This window comes from Stenotrophomonas nitritireducens, from assembly GCF_050984405.1.
Taxonomy (GTDB): domain Bacteria; phylum Pseudomonadota; class Gammaproteobacteria; order Xanthomonadales; family Xanthomonadaceae; genus Stenotrophomonas; species Stenotrophomonas nitritireducens_B.
The window spans coordinates 3,350,584-3,370,693 of sequence record NZ_CP158790.1 but is presented as its reverse complement, the minus strand read 5'-3'; the positions used below and the strand labels follow the sequence as shown (position 1 = coordinate 3,370,693).

Sequence of the window (20,110 nt, the reverse complement as noted above, 5' to 3'; positions counted from 1 at the left end):
GATCTTGGTAGTTACAAGTGGAATCGCCTGCGTGGTGGGAGCGAAAGATGCGGTCCCAAAGCCGCGAGGCTGACCCGATAGTACTTCCGTCTCTTCTGAAATTAAAGCTTCGTTAATGAACCGCATGAATTTGGTGAAATACGGCAAAGTATTGTTGCAGGCGCAACAAAAACGCCTCCTTGCGGAGGCGTTCTGGTGATTCTTCGGGGATGGAGGAGCCTTACAGGTCCTGCTCGTACCGGACGTAGGGAATGGCTCCCTCGTCGTTGCTCTCGTTGCGGGGCGAGAAGGGATTCTTGCCGCGGGTAATGACATTCTCGGCGCCCACGGTGAGCTGGCCGCTCCACGGGGTGCGCCAGGTCAGGCCCAGGCCGATGCCTTCCCACTTGCCGGTCTGGCCCGGGGCGTCGACGACGCGGCCGATGATGTTGGCGCTGAAGGGGCCGTAGCCGCCACCGATGCTCAGGCTCTTGCTGTCCCACTGGTCGACGAGGGCGGGCGAGGCGTCGCTCAGCGGCACCAGGCGGGCCTTGGCGTAGGTGCCGCCGATCGATACGAAGCCTTCGCGGCCGATGTTCTTCTGGCCGAAGACGGTCAGGTCGTTCTGTTCCATGCGCGCGGCAGGCGCGCGGGTGTTGCCGGACAGCCAGGCCGGCAGGGTGTCGCGGCCGGTGCCCGCGCTCAGGCCGACACGTCCGCCGGGACGGTTGAACGCGGTGGTCGCGGACAGGTGGCGCCCGGCGCCGGCGTCATCGTCGTCGCCCAGGCTGGCGAGCATGCAGTGGCTGGCCAGCCCGCTGATGCTGCTGCCGCGGCTGCTGTTGCACAGCAGGCCGAGCGAATCGCCGGACGAGAGTCCGAAGGCGGCATCGAGCGAGTTGCGGCCGAAGTGCCAGCGCGCGCCGGCCACCTGTTCGCCGGTGGGCTCCAGGTACAGCAGCGCTTCGACCTTGCCGCTGCCCTTGTTCCACACCGGGAGCACGGTGCTGTCCGGGGTGGCGCGCGGCTTGGCCTGCGCATGCGCGCCCGTGGCCACCCCCAGGGCGATCAGCAAGGCAAGCGGCAGGCGCAGGAAGGCGTTCATGGACTCAATCAGACAGGGCCAGGGCCGGGGAGTTCCCGGCGCGTGAGATTCTGATCGTATGTTGTTTATGTTTTCTTAACAAGACTCCGTCCTCCCCGGAACGCAGCTCGTCGATGCCGTTACTGCAGCCGCTCTGGAGCGGCCTGGCTGGCTGGTGTAGCTGCGAACAATACGCCGAATTCGGTCAAAGGGAAGTGATATTCGCGCCCGCAGAACTCGCAGCGCACGTCCACCTGGCCGGTATCGGCGGCCGCGGCGCGGGCCTCTTCCTCGCCCAGCGACTGCAGCATGCCGATCACCCGTTCCCGCGAGCAGGAGCAGCCGAAGCGCAGCGGCTTGTCGCCCATGGTCTCGGGGTGCTCCTCATGGAACAGGCGGTGCAGCAGCTCGGGGCCGGCCACGGCCAGCAGTTCGTCGCGTCCGAGGGTGTCGAACAGCGCGCCGGCGCGGGCCCAGCCATCGTCGTCGCCCTGGTCGCCCGGGAGCTTCTGCAGCAGCAGGCCGGCGGCGCGTTCGCCGTCGGCGGCCAGCAGCAGGCGCGTGGGCAGCTGCTCGGAATGGCGGAAGTAGTCCTCGAACGCCTCGTCCAGGCTGGCGCCCTGCAGCGACACCAGGCTCTGGTAACGCTGCGGCTCGCGTGGGTCCAGGCCCGGATTCTCGATGGTGATGGCCAGCAGTGCGCCTTCGCCGAGCTGGGAGAGGTCGGCCGGGGCGTCGTGTCCGTCCTCGACCTGGGCGATGCCGCGCAGGGTGCCGGCGGAGGTGCACTCGGCGAACAGGGTGCGCAGCGGCGAACTGCTGCGCAGCTGGACCGACAGCCGCCCGTCGATCTTGATGTGGCCGGTGAACAGGGCCGAAGCGACGCAGGCCTCGCCCAGCAGGCGCTGGGCCGAGGGCCGGTAGCCGCCGTGGGACAGGATTTCGCGCCAGCTTTCGGAGAGCTGGACATGGACGCCGCGCACGCCGGCCCCGGGCAGGAGGAAGCGGACAAGGAGGTCGGACGTTTCGGTCATGGGAATCTGCACGTGTGGGGACGCCGGTGCCGGATAATGCACCGATTGTCGGGATTCATGGGTCAGGCATGCAGATGGGGACGGAGCGGGACGAGCGCAAGGTGCGGCCGCGGCGCAGGTGGCGGCGATGGCTGTGGATCACGCCCTGCGCGCTGGCGGTGTTCAGCATCGCGCAGGTGGCGGTGCTGCGGTTCATCGACCCGCCGTTTTCCACGGTGATGGCGCTGCGCCAGATGGAGGCCTGGGGGCAGGGCGACTGGGGGTTCCGCATCCACTACCAGTGGCGCGACCTGGACGCGATGGCGGCCAGCGTGCCGATCTCGCTGGTGGCGGCGGAGGACCAGCGTTTCCCGCTGCACAACGGGTTCGACCTGGAGGCGATCGAGAAAGCGATGGACCACAACGCGCGCGGCAAGCGCCTGCGCGGCGGCAGCACGATCAGCCAGCAGGTCGCCAAGAACCTGTTCCTGTGGCAGGGCCGCAGCTGGCTGCGCAAGGGCCTGGAAGCCTGGTACACGGTGCTGATCGAAGCGCTCTGGCCGAAGCGGCGGATCCTGGAGATGTACGCCAATGTCGCCGAGTTCGGCGATGGCGTCTACGGCGTGCAGGCTGCGTCGCGGCGGTTCTGGGGCAAGGACGCCGGACGGCTGTCGGCAGGCGAGAGCGCGCGGCTTGCCGCGGTGCTGCCGTCGCCACGCCGTTACAGCGCGACGAAGCCGGGGCCATTCGTGCAGCGTCGTGCGGCGTGGATCCAGCGCCAGGCGCGCCAGCTGGGCGGCTCGGGCTATGCCGTGGGCGATGACTGAGGTCGCGGCGCGCATGGGAGTACCGGGCGCGTCGACGGGATTCCGTAGAATGCGCGCATGACATCCCGCGACCGGCTGACCATCGTCATCGCCGCCTGCAACGAGCAGGACGCGCTGCCGTTGCTGCACCCGCGCATCCGCGCCGAACTGGAGCGCCTGCCTGACATCGACGGGCGCGTGCTCTACGTGGACGACGGCAGTACCGACGCCACCTGGTCGTTGATGCAGCAACTGGCGGCGACCGACCCACAGGTGGCCGCGCTGCGCCTGTCGCGCAATTTCGGCAAGGAGGCCGCGCTCACCGCCGGGCTGGACCTGGTGGACGAGGGCGCGGCGCTGATCCTGGACGCCGACGGACAGGACCCGCCGGAGCTGATTCCGCAGTTCGTCGCGTTGTGGCGGCAGGGTCACGACGATGTCTACGGCACGCGCCTGGTGCGCGACGGCGAAGGCTGGCTCAAGCGCGTTACCTCCGCCGCGTTCTACCGGGTGATCGGGCGCCTGTCGAAAACGCCGATCCCCGCCGATACCGGCGATTTCCGCCTGCTGTCGCCGCGCGCGCTGGCCGCGTTGCGGCAGCTGCGCGAACGGCAGCGCTTCATGAAGGGACTGTTCGGCTGGGTCGGGTTCCGCCGCGTGGCGTTGCCGTACCATCGCGCGCCGCGCATGGCCGGGCGCAGCAAGTTCGGTTTCTGGAAGCTCTGGAACTTCGCGCTGGAAGGCATCACCAGTTTCTCCACCGCGCCTTTGCGCGTGGCGACCTACCTGGGACTGCTGACCGCCGCGTCGGCGTTCGGTTTCGGCGCCTGGGTGGTGGGCAAGGCGGCGCTGTACGGCGACCGCGTCGCAGGCTGGCCGACGATGATGGCGGTGATCCTGTTCCTGGGCGGCGTGCAATTGATCGCGCTGGGACTGATCGGCGAGTACCTGGGCCGCCTGTACATGGAGGCCAAGCAGCGGCCGCTGTACCTGGTTGACACCTGGCGGCCGGCCGACGTGGCACTATCGGACGCATCCGCCAGCAAGGGAGAACGCCATGCAGACCGTTCGTCAGTTGCTCGGGACCAAGTCCCCTGAGATCCACGCGGTAGCGCCGCAGAGCGCGGTGATCGACGCGATCCGGCTGATGGCCGAGAAGGGCATCGGCGCGGTGCTGGTGATGGACGGCGCGCGGCTGGCCGGCATCCTTTCCGAGCGCGACTACGCGCGCAAGATCGTGCTGCGCGACCGGTCCTCGCGCGATACGCCGGTGGCGGCGATCATGACCGCCGACCTGGTCACGGTGTCGCCGGCGGCCACGGTGGAGGATTGCCTGCAACTGGTGACCGACCGCCGCATCCGCCACCTGCCGGTGGTGGAGGACGGCGCGGTGCTGGGCGTGATCTCGATCGGCGACCTGGTCAAGGCGGTGATCGAACAGCAGCGGCAGGAACTGGGCCAGCTGCAGCAGTACATCGTCGGCGGCTGACCGCGCGCCGGCGTCCTACTTCGCGTAGTGGCCGCCGCAGTCGGCGTCCTTGCCGGGCCCGGTTTCGATGGTGGCCAGCAGCGCCGCCGGCGGCGTGATGCTGCCCAGGGTCAGGGCGATGGCGCCCCGCAGCCCCAGCGCCTTGAAGTCCGGGCGGAACGAAGGATCCTTGAAGGTGCCGCCGATGCGCAGCGGCGAGCGCAGGGCGAGGATGCTCTTGTCCTTGGGCCGCGGCCGCAGCAGCAGGTCCAGTTCCTCGCGCTTGAGGCTGATGCTGCCTTCGCCCACGACCAGCGTGTCGGTGGTGTCGAAGGCCAGCGCACGCGCCTGCATCAGGCCGTTGTCCACGCCGAAGTCGGCGAACGCGCAGCGCAGCGGTATCTGGCGATCGCCGGTGAACAGGAATTTCAGCGATTCGGCCACGTCCAGCCCGGCCAGTTCCATCAGCAGGTTGCCGACGTGGCCGCGGCCCATGCCCAGCGCCACGCTGCCGTCGCTGCTGCCGAGCATGGCGGCGATGGAATTGCCGGTGCCGGACAGGCGCACCTGCCCGCCGATGCCGCCCGATGCCTGTTCGGCCAGCTTCGCATCGGGGAACAGCCGGCCGAGCTGCACGCCGCGCACGCTGGCGTCGAGCGCCGTGGTGATCTGCGGGCGCCGCGCGTCCATGCGCACGGTGCTGCGGATGTCGCCGCCGGCCACGCCGAAGTTCAGCGGCTCCAGGCGCAGCAGGCCGTCGTCCAGCCGCAGGTGCGCGTCCATGTCGTCCAGCGGCAATGTCGGCGAGTTGATGCGTTGCGCCTTCCAGCGCACGTCGGCGTCCATCGCGCGCAGCTTGGCCAGGTTGTAGGGCGTGTCCGGCAGCACCGTGGGCCTGGCCGCCAGCGCCGCGGCCTTCGCCTTCTGTTCGGCGTTCGCGGTCTCGCCGCCGCCGGTCCTGGGCGGCGCGCCGACGAAGCCGGCCAGGTCGTCGAAGTCCAGCCTGCGAGAGACCAGCCCGGCCGTCAGCCGCGGGCGCTCGCCGGCCACGTCGATTTGTACGTCGCCGGCAAGGTCGCTGTCGCCGACCTGCCCGCTGAACTTCTCGTAGCGCCAGACCTGGTAATCGCGTTTGAGGCGGCCATCGAGCCGGTACGGCGGCGAGGAAGGCAGGGCGATGCCGATCAGCGGGTACAGGTCTTCCAGGTCCTTGCCGCTGAGCCTGAACTGCAGATCGAAGACCTGCAGCTGGAATGGATTGGTCAGCGTGCCGCTGGCTACCGCGTGGGTGGCGCCGGCATGGCCATCGAGGTGCAGGCGGAAGGGATGGTCGCTGTCGGCCAGTTCCAGGGGCGATTCGGTGCCGCCGCGCACGGTGAACGAGGCGCCGCGCCAGCGGCCCTTGCCTTCCAGCAGCAGCGGCGGCGCCGCGCCCGCCTGCCTGGCGGGGCCGCTGTGCACGTCCAGCTGGATGTCGGTGCGGCCGGCTTCGTCGAGGAATTGCAGCCGGCCATCGTCCACACGCAGGCGCCGGAGCTGTGGCGCGCGGCCGCCGTCGCCGCCGGGGAGGAACGCCCAGTTGCCGGGTTCACCAGGTCGCGGTGCGGTCTGCAGCAGCAGGTCGGGACGGGTGAGGCGTATCTCCGGCAACTGCACGCTGCCGCGCAGCAGCGGCCACAGGCGCAGGTCGATCTCCACCCGGTCGGCGCGCGCCATGTCCGGCCGCTCCGCCCACGATGCGTTGGCGAAGGTGACGCGGTCCGCGCGCACGGTGCTGGTACGGCCCAGGTCGACGTCGAGATCGCCGATGTGCAGGGCGCGACCGGTGCGCGCCTGCACCATGCGCTCCAGCGGGCCCTTGAACCAGTTCCAGTCCCACAGCAACAGCAGTACGACGATGGCCGCGAGCAGCAGCGCGGACGCCGCCAGCCAGCGCTGGCCACGCTTGCCGGGGCGGCGGAGACGCCAGCGCGACGCGCGCGGCGCGGCGGGGGCAGGCGGAGTATTCACGCGGCCATGGTTGCCGTCGTCCCGTGCACGCGGTGCGAAGCACTCATTCGCGCGGCGTGCAGGTTCCGTTGCCGCCGCATGCGGCGCGCCGGCGGGCGCGCGCCTGCAGCTACAGGATCTGCGCCGTCACCGAGACGAAATGGCAGACGCTGCCGCCGATCACGAACAGGTGCCAGATGGCGTGCGAATAGCGCACCGATTCGCGGTGGTAGAAGTAGGTGCCCAGCGTGTAGAAGACGCCGCCGGCCAGCAGCCAGCCGAGGGTGAAGCCGTCCAGCGAGTTCCACATCGGCTCGATGGCGACGATCACCAGCCAGCCCATCGCGATGTAGATGGCGGTGGAAAGCCGCTTGAAGCGGCCGGTATAGAACAGCTTGAACACCACGCCGCCCACCGCCAGCGTCCAGATCGCCGCGAACAGCCCCCAGCCCCACGGCCCGCGCAGCCCGATCAGCGTGAACGGCGTATAGGTGCCGGCGATCAGCAGGTAGATCGCGCAATGGTCGAAGATCTTCAGCCGTCCCTTGGCCACCGGGTGCTGGATGGCGTGGTACAGCGTGGAGGCGGTGTAGAGCAGCAGCAGCGCGATGCCGAAGACGATGGCGCTGGCCAGTTGCCAGCCATCGCCGTAGATCGCGGCCAGCGTGATCAGCACGGCGCTGGCGCCCAGGGCGGTGACGGCGCCAAGCCCGTGGGTCAGGGCGCTGGCGATCTCCTCGCGGATGTCGGCGGCGTGATGCCGCAGGGGAGCGACGGTAGGCATGGGCGGCAAGTTACCGCAATGCAGCACCCGGTGCATCCGTACGCCGGACGCCTGTTCCGGATGGCGTCAGGCTACGACGGCAGGAGCTACCCTGGTGTGCGATGAGGCTCTCCCGGGAAAGCCCCTCGCGCACCAAGGTGCGCTCCTGCATGGGCATTCATTCCACCGAGACGGTGTGCGCGGCCTCGCGCGTGGCGGAGAAACGCACGTCCGGCGCGCGTTCCTGCGCCAGCTGCAGGTTGACCCGGGTCGGGGCGAGGTAGACCAGGTGCCCGGCGGCATCCACGGCCAGGTTGCTGGCGTTCTTTTCGCGGAACTCCTCCAGCTTCTTCGCGTTGTCGCAATGCACCCAGCGCGCGGTCACCACGCCGACCGGCTCGAAGATGGCTTCCACGCCGTACTCGTCCTTCAGGCGGTAGGCGGCCACGTCGAACTGCAGCACGCCCACCGCGCCCAGGATCAGGTCGTTGCTCATGATCGGGCGGAAGAACTGGGTGGCGCCTTCCTCGGACAGCTGCGCCAGGCCCTTCTGCAGCTGCTTGAGCTTGAGCGGGTCCTTCAGGCGCGCGCGGCGGAACAGTTCCGGGGCGAAGTTGGGGATGCCGGTGAAGGTGACCGCCTCGCCCTCGGTGAAGGTGTCGCCGATGGAAATGGTGCCGTGGTTGTGGATGCCGATCACGTCGCCCGGCCACGCCTCGGCGGCGATCTCGCGGTCGCTGGCCATGAAGGTCAGCGCGTTGGCCAGCTTCATTTCCTTGCCGGTGCGCACGTGGAAGGTCTTCATGCCGGCGCTGAACCTGCCCGAGCACACGCGCATGAACGCCACGCGGTCGCGGTGCTGCGGGTCCATGTTGGCCTGGATCTTGAACACGAAGCCGGTCAGCCTGTCTTCCTGCGGGGCGATGTCGCGGCCGGTGGTGGCGCGCGGCTGCGGCGCCGGCGCGTGCTCGACGAAGAAGTCCAGCAGCGGCTGCACGCCGAAGTTGTTCACGCCCGAGCCGAAGAACACCGGGGTCTGCTGGCCGCGCAGGTAGGCGTCCTTGTCGAACGGATGGCTGGCGCCCTGCACCAGTTCCAGTTCCTCGCGCAGGTCGGCCAGCATCTTCTCGCCGATGCGCTCGGCCAGGCCGGGCGCGTCCAGCGACGGGAAGATGGTCGAATCCTGGCGGGTGAAGTTGCGGCCCGGTTCGTACAGGTGCACTTCGCCGGTGAGCAGGTGCACCACGCCCTTCAGGCGCTGGCCCATGCCAATCGGCCAGGTGACCGGGGCGCACTGGATGCCGAGCACGGTTTCCACCTCGTCCAGCAGTTCGATCGGGTCCTTGCCCTCGCGGTCGAGCTTGTTGATGAAGGTCATGATCGGCGTGTCGCGCAGGCGGCACACCTCCATCAGCTTGATGGTGCGCTCCTCCACGCCCTTGGCCACGTCGATCACCATCAGCGCCGAGTCCACCGCGGTGAGCACGCGGTAGGTGTCCTCGCCGAAGTCGGCGTGGCCGGGGGTATCGAGCAGGTTGACGATCTTGCCCTCGTACGGGAACTGCATCACCGAGGAGGTGACCGAGATGCCGCGCTCCTTTTCCAGCGCCATCCAGTCCGAGGTGGCGTGGCGGCTGGTCTTGCGCGACTTCACCGAACCGGCCATCTGGATCGCGCCTCCGAACAGCAGCAGCTTTTCGGTCAGCGTGGTCTTGCCGGCGTCGGGGTGGGAAATGATGGCGAAGGTGCGGCGGCGCGCGGCTTCGGAGGCGACTTCGGACATGGCGGCTGCGCCCGCGGCGGGCGCGCATTGGGAAAGGGAAGCCGGCGATTATAGCCGCTCAGGGCGCGGCGCCCGTTTCGCGGGCGAAGCGCAGCTCGCCGTGCGGGCCGGCCATGCGGAACGGGATCGAAGCCAGCGCCAGCCCGGTATTGGCCTGCACCGCGAAGTGCAGGTGCGGGCCGGTGCTGCGGCCGGTGTTGCCGGAGCGGGCCAGCACCTGGCCGGCCTGGACCGCCTGCCCGGGGCGGACCGCCAGGCTGCCGGACTGCAGGTGGGCATACAGCGCCATGCCGCCATCGGCGTGCAGGATCCGGACCAGGCAGCCGTCCTCCGGCGAATCGGCCACCGCCTGCATCACCGTGCCGGCGCGGGCGGCGAGGACCGGCGTGCCTTCGGGCAGGGGGAAGTCGATGGCATGGCGGTTCTGCGCGTCGCGGTGGCTGCGGTGGCCGTCGATGCCCTGGCTGACACGGACCGGCGTGCCCTCGAACGGCAGCCGGTAGAGATGGTCGGTGGGGCGGGCGGACGGATCGCCGGGAACGGCATCAAGCAGCAGGCGCACGCCCTTGCCGTCGTCGGCCAGCCACAGCAGGCGGCGCTGCGCGCCGGCCGGCAGCAGCACCGGCGCGGCCATCGCGCCGCCACTGCCGCCATCGCGCAGGCGGACCTGGACCGGGCCGGCCAGCAGGTTGCGCGCCTGCGCCTCGTGGCCGCCGGCGCGGTGCTGCAGCTCCAGCAGGCGGGCGAAGCCGGTGCCGTGGGCAATGCCGTTTCCCTGCGGCGTCGAAGCGGTCAGCCCCCAGCCCTGGCGCCAGCGCGGCGCGGCGCCTTCGCCGTGGGCGGGCAGGGCGAGTGTCGCGGACAGGAGCAGGAGCGGCAGCTGGCGCATGCGATGACGGCGGAGGCGGGCCCCGGATTATGCCGGCATGGTTGCATCGGAAACTCCATCGCTCCATCCGAATAAAGAGATTGACAGGCGGCGGGGCGGCTGGCATCGTGTGCCCACCATCGAGACCGGCGGAGGGACAGGCCCTTTGATGCCGGGGCAACCAGCGGGTGCGCAAGCGCCTGTGTTTGGTGCCAAATCCTGCGGTGACCACTGTGTCCGCCGAAAGATGGTTCGATCCGTGCCAGCGCACGGCGAACACGGGCCCGCGAAGCTCGATGGCTGCTCCTTACCGGATATCGCCATGAGTTTCGCCACCGCCACCGCCCTCCGTGAAATCCCGGCCGCCGCGCATGACGGCGCGACGCCTGCCATTGCCGCCGTGCGCGGGGAAATCGAGGTGCGCCTGGCCATGCGCCATGCCGGCGCGCGCGTGCTGCGCCTGCGCTACGAGCTGGTCGGCCGCGCTGATGCGCCGGTGGTGCTGGTGGCCGGCGGCATTTCCGCGCACCGCCACATCGCCGCCAACGCGGTATTCGGCGAGAAGGGCTGGGCCGACGGCCTGGTCGGCGCCGGCCGCGCGCTGGACCCGTCGCGCCGCCGCCTGCTCGGCTTCGATTTCATCGGCGCCGATGGTGGGCTGGACGCGCCGATCGACACCGCCGACCAGGCCGACGCCGTCGCCGCGCTGCTGGACGCGCTGGGCATCGACTGCCTGCACGGCTGCGTCGGCTATTCCTACGGCGCCCTGGTCGGCCAGCAACTGGCCATCCGCCACCCGCAGCGGCTGGGCCGGCTGGTGGCGGTCAGCGGCGCGCACCGCCCGCATCCCTATGCCTCGGCCTGGCGCGCGCTGCAGCGGCGCGCGGTCGCACTGGGCCAGCTGCAGTGCGCCGAGACGCACGGGCTGGCGCTGGCGCGCCAGTTCGCCATGCTCAGCTACCGCACGCCGGAGGAGTTCGGCGAGCGCTTCGACGCCGCGCCCGAGGTGGTCAACGGCCGCGTGCGCGTGGCCGCCGAGGACTACCTCGACGCCGCCGGCGCGCAGTACGTGGCGCGCACCCGCGTCAACGCCTATCTGCGCCTGTCCGAATCCATCGACCTGCACCGCGTCGACCCGGCCGCCATCGGCGTGCCGACGCTGGTGGTCGCGGTGGAAGGCGACCGCCTGGTGCCGCTGTCCGACCTGGTCGCGCTGGTCGAGGGCCTGGGCACGCGCGGCAGCCTGCGCGTGCTGCGCTCGCCCTACGGCCACGACGCCTTCCTGAAAGAAACCGATCGCATCGACGCGATCCTCGCCAACGCCCTTCGCCTTCCCGGAGAAACCGCATGAGCCTGTCCACCGTTTCCGACGTGTCCTGTTGCCGCGCCACCGCGGCCGTGCGTGCCGGCATCGACCGCGATGCCGCCTTCGGCGCGGTGACGCCGCCGATCGTGCTGTCGTCCAACTTCAGCTTCGACGGCTTCGGCAACAAGCGCCAGTACGACTACACGCGCAGCGGCAACCCGACCCGCGACCTGCTGGGCGAGGCGCTGGCCGAACTGGAAGGCGGCGCCGGCGGCGTCATCACCTCCACCGGCATGGGCGCGATCAACCTGGTGCTCAACGCGCTGCTGCAGCCGGGCGACAGGCTGGTGGTGCCGCATGACGCCTACGGCGGCAGCTGGCGGCTGTTCAACGCGCTGGCGAGCAAGGGCCACTTCGAGCTGATCACCGCCGACCTGACCGATCCGCGCGCGCTGGCCGAGGCGCTGGCGCAGGCGCCGAAGCTGGTGCTGGTGGAGACCCCGTCCAACCCGCTGCTGCGCATCACCGACCTGCGCTTCGTGATCGACGCCGCGCACAGGGCCGGCGCCAGGGTGGTGGTGGACAACACCTTCCTGTCGCCGGCGCTGCAGAACCCGATCGCCTTCGGCGCCGACCTGGTGCTGCATTCGACCACCAAGTACGTCAATGGCCACAGCGACGTGGTCGGCGGCGCGGTGATCGCGCGCGACGCCGAGGTGCACCAGCAGCTGGTGTGGTGGGCCAACGCGCTGGGCCTGACCGGCTCGCCGTTCGACGCCTTCCTGACCCTGCGCGGCCTGCGCACGCTGGACGCGCGCCTGCGCGTGCACCAGGAAAACACCCGCGCCCTGGTCGATCTGCTCGCCACCAGCGACGTGGTGGCCAGGGTCTATTACCCGGGGCTGGAGTCGCATCCGGGCCATGCGGTGGCCGCGCGCCAGCAGAAGGGTTTCGGCGCGATGCTGTCCTTCGAACTGGCGCAGTGCGAAGGCGCCGATCCGCACGCGGCGGTGCGCGCCTTCGTCGAAGGCCTGCGCTATTTCACCCTGGCCGAATCGCTGGGCGGCGTGGAGAGCCTGGTCGCGCACCCGGCCACCATGACCCACGCGGCGATGACCGCCGAAGCGCGCGCCAAGGCCGGCATCAGCGATGGCCTGCTGCGCCTGTCGGTCGGCATCGAGGCCAGCGAGGACCTGGTGGCGGACCTGCAGGCGGGCCTGCTGCGCGCGCGCCGCGCGCGTGCTGGCCGACAGCCGCGCCGCCGCCCAGCGAAAAACGGTGGATGCATGAGCGCGCAGCTGCGTCCGCGGGCCGCAGCGCAGGCGGCTGCTGCTGCTGGGCACCGGCACGGTCGGTTCGGCGTTCGTGGCCCGCTACCAGCCCCCTGCGCCAGCGCCAGCTCAACCTGCCGCTGCTGCACGTGGTGGCGAACTCGCGCGTCGCGCTGGCCTGCGACGGCGCGCCCGACGCCGTGCTGTCGCGCGCGCGCGTCGCGGACCGGCAGGGCGACGCGCCGGCGCACCGTGAGGAAATCGGGCGCCTGCGCGCCGGCGACATCGTGGTCGACGCCACCGCCAGCGAGGATGTCGCCGCAGAACACGCGCACTGGCTGGCGCGCGGCATCCACGTGGTCACCGCCAACAAGCTGGGCAACGGCACCACGCTGGCGCGCGCGCGGCAGATCGGCGGGCTGGTGTCCGCGGGCGGCGTGCGCTACGGCGACGCGGCCACGGTCGGCGCGGGCCTGCCGCTGCTGTCCAGCATCCGAGCGCTGGTGGCCGGCGGCGACCAAGTGCATGCCATCGAAGGCGTGCTGTCCGGTTCGCTGGCGTGGCTGTTCCATCGTTTCGACGGCAGCCGGCCGTTCTCGGCCTGCGTGCGCGAGGCGGCGGCAGCCGGCTATACCGAGCCGGATCCGCGCATCGACCTGTCCGGCGAGGACGTGCGCCGCAAGCTGCTGATCCTGGCGCGCGCGGCCGGCCTGGCGCTGGACGCGGAGCAGGTGAAGGTCGAATCGCTGGTGCCGCCGGCGTTGGCGGCGCTGCCGGCCGACGAGGTCGATGCGGCGCTGGCGCAGCTGGATGCGCCGCTGCAGGAATGGCTGCAGCGGGCGCACGCGCAGGGGTTGAAGCCGTGTTTCGTCGGCCGCGTGGACGTGCAGGGCGCCAGCGTCGGCTGCTGCGCGCGCTGCCGGCCGACCACGTGCTGGCGGGGGCGGCCGCGGTACCGACAACCGCGTGGCGATCCACAGCGACCGCTACCGCGACCAGCCGCTGCTGATCCAGGGGCCGGGCGCCGGCGCCGGCGTCACCGCTGCGGCGCTGCTGGACGACGTGTTGGGCATCGTCAACCGCTGAGGGCGGAGGGGCGCGCGTCCGGCTGCACCTGGTTGGCAGACGGGAATGGAGGCTGGCCGACGGTCCGGCGCCGGAGGATTCATCGGCCAGGCCCTTTCGCGGCTCAAGCCGCTCCTACGGGGTCTTCTTGCGGCATGGCAGCGGCCTTTCGTGGATGCGGCGCTTCCCTGCGGATGGGGTGCGCCGATGCGCCGTGCGGCGGGCCGCGCCTTCGGGAACAAGGTGGGTGCCGGCCGTTGTCGTGCCCGCCGCAGAGCTTCCGTCCGGGCTGCTGTCGAACGCTGACCGCTGACCGCTGACCGCTGACCACGGACCGCGGACCGCGGACCGCGGACCGCGATAGCGGGCGCGGGCGGCTTCTCAATGCCGCGCGAACTTCCCGGCGAGAAAACGCTCGACCTCGGCGCGGCCCATGCGTGTTCCGTCGCCGTCCACGACGTTGAAATCGACGCCGTTGTCCCACAGCTGCGGCGCCGCCAGCACGGCGATGTCCTCCGACGCGGTGCGCGACTGCAGGTCGAGCAGGCGCTGGTTGAAGCCGGCGGCCTGCAGCCAGGCGCTGTAGCTGGAGTCGTGCTCGGTGGCGAACTGGTCCTGGTAGTGGCATTCCTCACGCGCCGGCGAGGGCAGGGCGTCGCACTGCGCGTTGCGCTGGTGCAGGCCGATCACGGCGTCCGGTTCCATCTGCCGCTGCGCGGCCGCGGCCCAGAGCGCGACGCAGATGCTGGCGCAATGCCCGCGCACGCGCACGGTGAGGTTGTTGCGGCGGACGATGCGCGCCGCTTCCAGCCCGGTGACGGCATAGCCGCCGCCGCTGGTGATGTCGATGCGCCGCACCGACGGCGCCGAATCCAGTATCGCCTTCAGGTCGGTGGCGAAGTTCCTGCCCACGCCGCCTTCGATGCGCAGCGTATTGCCCTGTTCCTGCAGGGACATGCTGGCCTCCCCGACGTTCGCCAGCGTGGTCGATTTCTCGCCGCGCACGACCATCGCTTCGGGTTGCGGGGAGGGCGCGGCGGCCACCGCCGGCGCGGCTTCCGCCGTTGGATCGGCGGCGCCCGGGTCCACCTTGACCGGCCTCCTGCCGATGAAATACGCCAGCACCAGCAGGACGATCGCCGCGATCACGAGCCTGGGCAGGGTGAGGCCGCCGCCGGTGCGCGGTGCAGGCCGCGCCGCGGGTCCGCGCAGGGCTGGCCGGCGCCGGCCGGTCGGTTGGCTGTTCGTTCTGCATCCTTTCCCCGCCCTGCCTGGTGATGCGGGATTCTGGTGCGCGCGGCGCGGTCGGCGCAATACGCGCGTCCGCGACGTGGGCGTCGCCGTGCGTGCCGGCCAGGGCATGGCTACGGCGTGGCTTCGCAGCGTATCTCGCCTTCGATGCCGAACATCTCCAGCAGGCCGTTTTCCACCAGCCACCATGGGTCGCCGGTGATGACCGACAGGTCGTCGGGCACGCGCGCGCCCGCTACCGGCTGGTAGGCGATCCAGCCGTTGCGGCCGGAGGTCTTGGCCCGGTACAGCGCCCGGTCGGCGAGGGTGACCAGCTGCTCCCAGCCGAGCAGCTGCGGGTGGCTGGGGAACAGCGGGCACTCGATCAGGCCGACCGAGGCGGTGAGCCGATGGCGCTTGCCGTTGCCCAGGTCGAAGCTGTGTTCGGCGATGCGCGTGCACAGGCGCTGTCCCAGCCGCGCCAGGCTGCCGCGCGGCAGCGGCCGGAACACCAGCAGGAATTCCTCGCCGCCCCAGCGCGCCACGTAGTCGCCGCTGCGCTTGAGCTCGCCGAGCAGTTGGCCGATCTGTTCCAGTACGCGGTCGCCTGCGGCGTGGCCGTGGGTGTCGTTGATCGACTTGAAATGGTCCACGTCGAGCAGTGCGAACACCACCGCCTCGGTGCCGCCCCTGTAACCGCCGTCGCGTTCGTAGAACGACAGGTCGGTGGGGATCTGCTGGGACAGGTAGCGCCGGTTGTGCAGGCCGGTGAGCGGGTCGGTGAAGCTGATCGCCTTGAGCTGCGCGTTGGCGGCCTGCAGGTCGCGGGTGCGCTCCTGCACCAGCCGTTCCAGCTGCGCGCGCTGGCGCGCGTAGCGGTGCTGCAGGCCGAGGTAGCCCAGCCAGATCAGGCCCGCCAGCCCCAGCACCGCCAGCAGGCGGAAGGCCAGGGTCTCGTGCAGGCGCCGCGGGATTTCCACCGCCACGTGCGCGGCGTGGCGCAGCGGCTCGGGGTGGCTGAAATCGGCGACCTCGAAGGTGTAGTAGCCGGGCGGCAGGCTGGCATAGCTGGCGTTGCGCATCGCCGGGTTGTCCAGCTCGCGCCAGTCCTTCTCGTAGCCGGCCAGGCGGTAGCGCAGCTGCGGGGTGTGCATCGGCTGGAAGTCGGGCAGGCTGAACTCGAAGCGCAGGTCGCGGGCGTCGAGCGGCAGCTTGAGCGTGCCCTGGCCGGCGGCCAGGCGGCGGCCCTGGACCTGCACGTCGTCGATCCTGATCGCGCGCGGCACGCTGTCCGCGGCCGTGCCCACGTCCACCAGCAGCGCGCCGTCGCGGGTGGGCAGCCACAGCTGGCCATCGCGCAGCACACCGCGGCTGTTGCCCGCGCCGTTGCAGCATTTGTCCTGCTGGCCACCGGCGCGGTCGGCGCCGGAGTTGATCACGATCTGCGCGGCCACCGGCTGCGCCGGATCGGCCAGCGCCCGGTCCAGCGACGACAGCGGCAGGCGGTAGACGCCGCGCATGCCGGCGACCCACAGGTCGTTGCCGTGCTCGGCCAGGTGGAAGGCGACATTGGCCGGCAGCTCGCGTTCGCGGTCCAGCCAGTGCCAGCGGCGGCCGTCGTAGAGGCGCAGGCTCTCGCCGTTGCTGGTGCCCAGCACCCAGCGCCCGTCCTCCAGTTCGAGGAAGGCGGTGACGGGGGTATCGTCGGACAGCCCGGTGAGCCGGCCGGTGGGCAGGATGCGCCCCTCGCGCCACTCGTACAGGCCCTGGTAGGTGCCCAGCAGAATGCGGCCGTCGCGGGTTTCGTGGACGAGGCGGATGCGCGGGTCGGCCAGGCCGTCGCGTTCGGCGTAGCGCGACAGGCGCGTGCCGTCCTCGAGCAGGAACAGGCCGCGGGTCGTGGCGAACCACAGCCGGTCGGCGCGGTCGCGCACGATGCCGTTGATCTGCGCGTCGCGCAGCGGCGCCAGTCCGGCCGGTTCCTCGATCCGGCCCTGGCGCAGCACCGCGACGCCAGCGCGGGTGCCGATCCAGACCTGGTCGCGCTCGGGCAGCAGGCTGTAGGCCTCGGGGTGCGGGAGCTGGCTGCCCGGTACGCGGTTGTGGAAGCGACCGTCGCGCCAGACGTCGACGCCGTCGCTGCTGCCGACCCAGACGTCGCCGTCCGGCGCGGCGGCGATCGACCACAGCAGGGGCGTGTCCAGACCGTCGGCCTGGCTCAGGCGCCGCGCCCAGCCGTTCCACGCGCGGGTCACGCCCTCGACCATGCTGCCCAGCCAGAGGTTGCCGTCGCGGTCCTCGAAGATCGAGCGGATGGCGATGGCGCCGGGCGTGTCGCGGATGCGCTCGGCCGGTTGCCCGGCGCGCAGCCGTTCCAGGTATTGCGGGGTCGCCACCCACAGGTTGCCGTCGCGGTCGGCCTGCATCGCCTCCACCGCCTGGGCGTCGGCCGGGCGGCCGGCGGCCGCCTGCCAGTTGCCGTCGTGCAGGCGGAACAGGCCATGGCGGGTTCCGGCCCAGAGCGTGCCGTCGGCCTGCGCCAGCGCGGTGACCGAGGCGCCGTTGGCCATGGCCGGCAGGGGCAGGGTCCGCACCTTGCCGTCGACCACGTGGAATACCCGGCCTTCGCCGCCGGCCCACAGCCCATCCTCGCGGGCCAGCAGGCTCAGCGCCGGGCCTGGCAGGGCGTGCACGCGCCGCAGCCGCCCGTCCTGTGGCGTGCAGATGCCTTCCGCGCAACCGACCAGGATGCGGCCGTCGACGTCCAGCAGGGCGCTGGCCGGCGCGGGGCGGTCGGCCACGGCTGGGGCGATGGCGCGGAAACGCTCGTCCTCCAGCACCAGCAGCCCCTGCGAGGTGCCGATCCACAACCGGCCGTCGCCGCCGGCGAGCAGGGCCAGGATGGTATTGCCCAGTTCGGGCGCGTCGCGCTGGGTGTAGCGCACGAAACGCACGCCGTCGAAGCGGGCGAGCCCGGTCTGGGTGCCGAACCACAGGTAGCCGGCCGGATCCTGGGCGATGGCCAGCACGCTGATCTGCGGCAGTCCCTGGTCCACCCCCCAGGTATCGGTGACGTAGTCGCGGAATGGCTTGCCGGCATCCAGGGCGGCAGCCGGCAGGGAAACCGCCAGCAGGACCAGCAGCCACAGGTGAGCCAACAGCCCGGCGCGGGCTGCCAGCGCCCGGCACGGATGGCAGATGGTGGATGGATTGTCGATCGAGATTCCCCCTGAATCCCGGACTGCGCGTCAGGTTACCTCGAATCCCTTAGCGGCCCCTCGACCGGCGACTTGAATCCCTTGCCGTATTCAGCATTCGATGACATTGACGGCCAGCCCGCCGCGGCTGGTTTCCTTGTACTTGTCCTGCATGTCGCGGCCGGTGTCGCGCATGGTCTTGATGACCTTGTCCAGGCTGACCTTGTGCTTGCCGTCGCCGCGCATGGCCATGCGCGCGGCGTTGATGGCCTTGACCGCGCCCATGGCGTTGCGCTCGATGCAGGGGATCTGCACCAGCCCGCCGATCGGGTCGCAGGTCAGGCCCAGGTTGTGTTCCATGCCGATCTCGGCGGCGTTCTCGATCTGCCCCGGCTTGCCGCCCAGGGCGGCCATCAGCCCGCCGGCGGCCATCGAGCAGGCCACGCCGACCTCGCCCTGGCAGCCGACCTCGGCGCCGGAGATCGAGGCGTTCTCCTTGTAGAGGATGCCGATGGCCGCGGCGGTAAGCAGGAAGTCGAACACGCCCTGCTCGTTGCTGCCCGGGCAGAAGCGGTCGTAGTAGTGCAGCACCGCCGGGATGATGCCGGCCGCGCCGTTGGTGGGCGCGGTGACCACGCGCCCGCCGGCGGCGTTCTCCTCGTTGACCGCCAGCGCGTACAGGTTGACCCAGTCCAGCGTGGTCAGCGGATCACGCATGGCCGCTTCCGGGCGCGCGGACAGCTCCCGGTGCAGCGCCGGGGCGCGGCGGCCCACGTGCAGGCCGCCGGGCAGGGTGCCCTCGGAGCGGATGCCGCGCGCCACGCAGGCCTGCATGGCGTCCCAGATCTCGCGCAGGCCGTCCCTGATTTCGGCCTCGCTGCGCCAGCACTTCTCGTTCTCGAACATCAGCGCGGCGATGCTCAGGCCGCTGCGCGCGGCCTGGGCCAGCAGCTCGTCGCCGCTTTTGAACGGATACGGCAGCGGCGTCTGGTCGGGCACGATGCGGTCGTCGGCGGCATCGTCGGCATTGACCACGAAGCCGCCGCCGACGGAGTAGTAGTCGCGCGTGGCGATGACGTCATCGTTGGCATCGAAGGCGGTGAAGCGCATGCCGTTGGTGTGGTAGGGCAGTTTCTGGCGCTTGTTCAGGGCCAGGTCGCGCTTCTCGTCGAAGGCGATTTCGTGCTGGCCCATCAGGTTGATGCGCTTGGCCGAGCGGATGCGCGCCAGCGTGGCGGGGATGATGTCCGGGTCGATCAGGTTGGGGCGGTGGCCTTCCAGGCCGAGCAGCACGGCGGTGTCGGTGCCGTGGCCGCGGCCGGTCAGGGCCAGCGAGCCGAACACCTCGGCGCGGATGCGCGCCACGTCCTGGAGCCTGCCCGGATCGAGCAGCCAGCGGTGGACGAAGCGCTCGGCCGCGCGCATCGGACCCACGGTGTGCGACGAACTCGGGCCGATGCCGATCTTGAACAGGTCGAACGTGCTGACGGACATGCGTTGTGCGTACTGCTTGGAGAGGATCGTTATTCTACGGGTTCGCCGCTGCCGGACCTGCCCGCAGCGCAGCATCGGACCGGCATGGGGTGTAGGGAATGGGCTTGATTCTGTATCAGCGCGACGACTGTCATCTGTGCGACCAAGCGCTGGCGGTGCTGGCGCAGGCGCGTGCGCCGGAGTTCGACAGCGTGTTCATCGACGAGGACGACGCGCTGGAAGCGCGTTACGGCACGCGCGTGCCGGTACTGCGCGACAGCGCGAGCGGCGCCGAACTGGACTGGCCGTTCGACGCGGACGGCCTGCGCCGGTGGCTGCGGTGAGCGCCCGCGCCTGGCCGCTGCTTGCCGCGCTGGGCATGACCGCAGCCACCGCCGGCGCGGCGGACGTGGACCTGGCCAAGGCGTCGCCGGAGCGGTCGGCGGGCTTCGCGTGGCAGGGGCGGACGCTGGCCCAGGTGGTAGCGGTGGACGATATCGAGCGCCTGGTCTTGCTGAAGGCGGTCACCAGCGCGCCGGCCGCGCTGGACATGCGCAACCTGCGGCGCATGCTGCGCGACGCGGCGGGCATGCCGTTGCAGGCCGCGCGGGAAGAAGAGCATCGGCCACTGCAGGCTGGCGGCCCGGACACGGTGTGGGAGGCGGTGCTGCTGATGCGCGACGGCGGCGTGTTCGGCCTGGCGGTGCGTCCCGGCGGGACGCAGGACCGGCGGCACCGCGCCTGCCTGACCGATGCCGCCGGCCGGCGCGGGTGTTTCGATATCCCGGCCGTCGCCCCCGGCTGATCGTCGCGCC

Annotated in this window: 15 protein-coding genes, 2 pseudogenes and 1 riboswitch; of the genes and pseudogenes, 8 read left to right on the top strand and 9 right to left on the bottom strand. The window is 70.9% G+C overall.

The window, feature by feature from the left end; genetic code table 11:
• Window positions 1-220: 220 nt before the first annotated feature.
• Window positions 221-1,084 (bottom strand): hypothetical protein, encoded by an 864-nt coding sequence (locus ABTV91_RS15055; RefSeq protein WP_433852147.1) that lies wholly within the window; start codon window positions 1,082-1,084, stop codon window positions 221-223.
• A 119-nt stretch (window positions 1,085-1,203) separates the two neighbouring features.
• The gene (locus tag ABTV91_RS15050) at window positions 1,204-2,097 is read right to left on the bottom strand and encodes an Hsp33 family molecular chaperone HslO (protein ID WP_433852146.1); all 894 of its coding nucleotides are present in this window, start codon (window positions 2,095-2,097) and stop codon (window positions 1,204-1,206) included.
• A 74-nt stretch (window positions 2,098-2,171) separates the two neighbouring features.
• Here ABTV91_RS15050 and mtgA point away from each other — a divergent pair, with 74 nt between their 5' ends.
• The 3 genes from mtgA to ABTV91_RS15035 are packed head-to-tail and all read left to right on the top strand — an operon-like array spanning window position 2,172 to window position 4,371.
• Window positions 2,172-2,903 carry a monofunctional biosynthetic peptidoglycan transglycosylase gene (gene mtgA, locus ABTV91_RS15045; protein WP_433854198.1) on the top strand — a complete coding sequence of 244 codons (732 nt, stop codon included), beginning with the start codon at window positions 2,172-2,174 and terminating at the stop codon, window positions 2,901-2,903.
• Window positions 2,904-2,960: 57 nt separating this feature from the next.
• Complete coding sequence (locus tag ABTV91_RS15040) at window positions 2,961-3,980, top strand: glycosyltransferase family 2 protein (RefSeq protein ID WP_433852145.1); 1,020 nt, start codon at window positions 2,961-2,963, stop codon at window positions 3,978-3,980.
• Window positions 3,940-4,371, top strand: a complete 432-nt coding sequence (locus tag ABTV91_RS15035) for a CBS domain-containing protein (RefSeq protein WP_433852144.1) — start codon at window positions 3,940-3,942, stop codon at window positions 4,369-4,371. The genes ABTV91_RS15040 and ABTV91_RS15035 overlap by 41 nt, the downstream gene beginning before the upstream one ends.
• A gap of 15 nt (window positions 4,372-4,386) precedes the next feature.
• On the opposite strand, the gene ABTV91_RS15030 is transcribed toward ABTV91_RS15035, so the two are convergent.
• From ABTV91_RS15030 to ABTV91_RS15015, 4 genes are all read right to left on the bottom strand, one after another.
• Window positions 4,387-6,360, bottom strand: coding sequence for an AsmA family protein (locus tag ABTV91_RS15030; RefSeq protein WP_433852143.1), 1,974 nt, complete (start codon window positions 6,358-6,360; stop codon window positions 4,387-4,389).
• Window positions 6,361-6,469: 109 nt separating this feature from the next.
• The gene (trhA, locus tag ABTV91_RS15025; RefSeq protein WP_433852142.1) at window positions 6,470-7,123 is read right to left on the bottom strand and encodes a PAQR family membrane homeostasis protein TrhA; all 654 of its coding nucleotides are present in this window, start codon (window positions 7,121-7,123) and stop codon (window positions 6,470-6,472) included.
• A gap of 157 nt (window positions 7,124-7,280) precedes the next feature.
• Window positions 7,281-8,885 (bottom strand): peptide chain release factor 3, encoded by a 1,605-nt coding sequence (locus ABTV91_RS15020; RefSeq protein ID WP_433852141.1) that lies wholly within the window; start codon window positions 8,883-8,885, stop codon window positions 7,281-7,283.
• Between the two features lie 58 nt (window positions 8,886-8,943).
• Window positions 8,944-9,774, bottom strand: a complete 831-nt coding sequence (locus tag ABTV91_RS15015; RefSeq protein ID WP_433852140.1) for a M23 family metallopeptidase — start codon at window positions 9,772-9,774, stop codon at window positions 8,944-8,946.
• 113 nt (window positions 9,775-9,887) lie between these two features.
• Window positions 9,888-10,007, top strand: a riboswitch (SAM riboswitch).
• On the opposite strand from ABTV91_RS15015, the gene metX reads away from it, so the two are divergent.
• The 3 genes and pseudogenes from metX to ABTV91_RS15000 all read left to right on the top strand — a co-directional run bounded on the left by metX (window position 10,001) and on the right by ABTV91_RS15000 (window position 13,416).
• Window positions 10,001-11,104, top strand: a complete 1,104-nt coding sequence (metX, locus tag ABTV91_RS15010; RefSeq protein WP_433852139.1) for a homoserine O-succinyltransferase MetX — start codon at window positions 10,001-10,003, stop codon at window positions 11,102-11,104. (Overlaps the previous riboswitch by 7 nt.)
• Window positions 11,101-12,288 (top strand): annotated as a pseudogene (locus tag ABTV91_RS15005) (O-succinylhomoserine (thiol)-lyase); the annotation flags it as partial. The gene metX and the pseudogene ABTV91_RS15005, both read left to right, overlap by 4 nt.
• A gap of 103 nt (window positions 12,289-12,391) precedes the next feature.
• Window positions 12,392-13,416, top strand: a pseudogene (locus tag ABTV91_RS15000) (homoserine dehydrogenase).
• 360 nt (window positions 13,417-13,776) lie between these two features.
• On the opposite strand, the gene ABTV91_RS14995 reads toward ABTV91_RS15000, so the two are convergent.
• The 3 genes from ABTV91_RS14995 to ABTV91_RS14985 form a co-directional block, all read right to left on the bottom strand.
• A complete protein-coding gene (locus ABTV91_RS14995) occupies window positions 13,777-14,544 on the bottom strand; it encodes a hypothetical protein (RefSeq protein ID WP_433852138.1) in 768 nt (255 codons plus the stop codon).
• A 215-nt stretch (window positions 14,545-14,759) separates the two neighbouring features.
• Complete coding sequence (locus ABTV91_RS14990) at window positions 14,760-17,783, bottom strand: two-component regulator propeller domain-containing protein (protein WP_433852137.1); 3,024 nt, start codon at window positions 17,781-17,783, stop codon at window positions 14,760-14,762.
• Window positions 17,784-17,933: 150 nt separating this feature from the next.
• The gene (locus ABTV91_RS14985; RefSeq protein ID WP_433852136.1) at window positions 17,934-19,316 is read right to left on the bottom strand and encodes an L-serine ammonia-lyase; all 1,383 of its coding nucleotides are present in this window, start codon (window positions 19,314-19,316) and stop codon (window positions 17,934-17,936) included.
• Window positions 19,317-19,414: 98 nt separating this feature from the next.
• Here ABTV91_RS14985 and ABTV91_RS14980 point away from each other — a divergent pair, with 98 nt between their 5' ends.
• Complete coding sequence (locus tag ABTV91_RS14980) at window positions 19,415-19,639, top strand: glutaredoxin family protein (protein ID WP_433852135.1); 225 nt, start codon at window positions 19,415-19,417, stop codon at window positions 19,637-19,639.
• Complete coding sequence (locus ABTV91_RS14975; protein WP_433852134.1) at window positions 19,636-20,100, top strand: hypothetical protein; 465 nt, start codon at window positions 19,636-19,638, stop codon at window positions 20,098-20,100. The genes ABTV91_RS14980 and ABTV91_RS14975 overlap by 4 nt, the downstream gene beginning before the upstream one ends.
• Window positions 20,101-20,110: the final 10 nt, after the last annotated feature.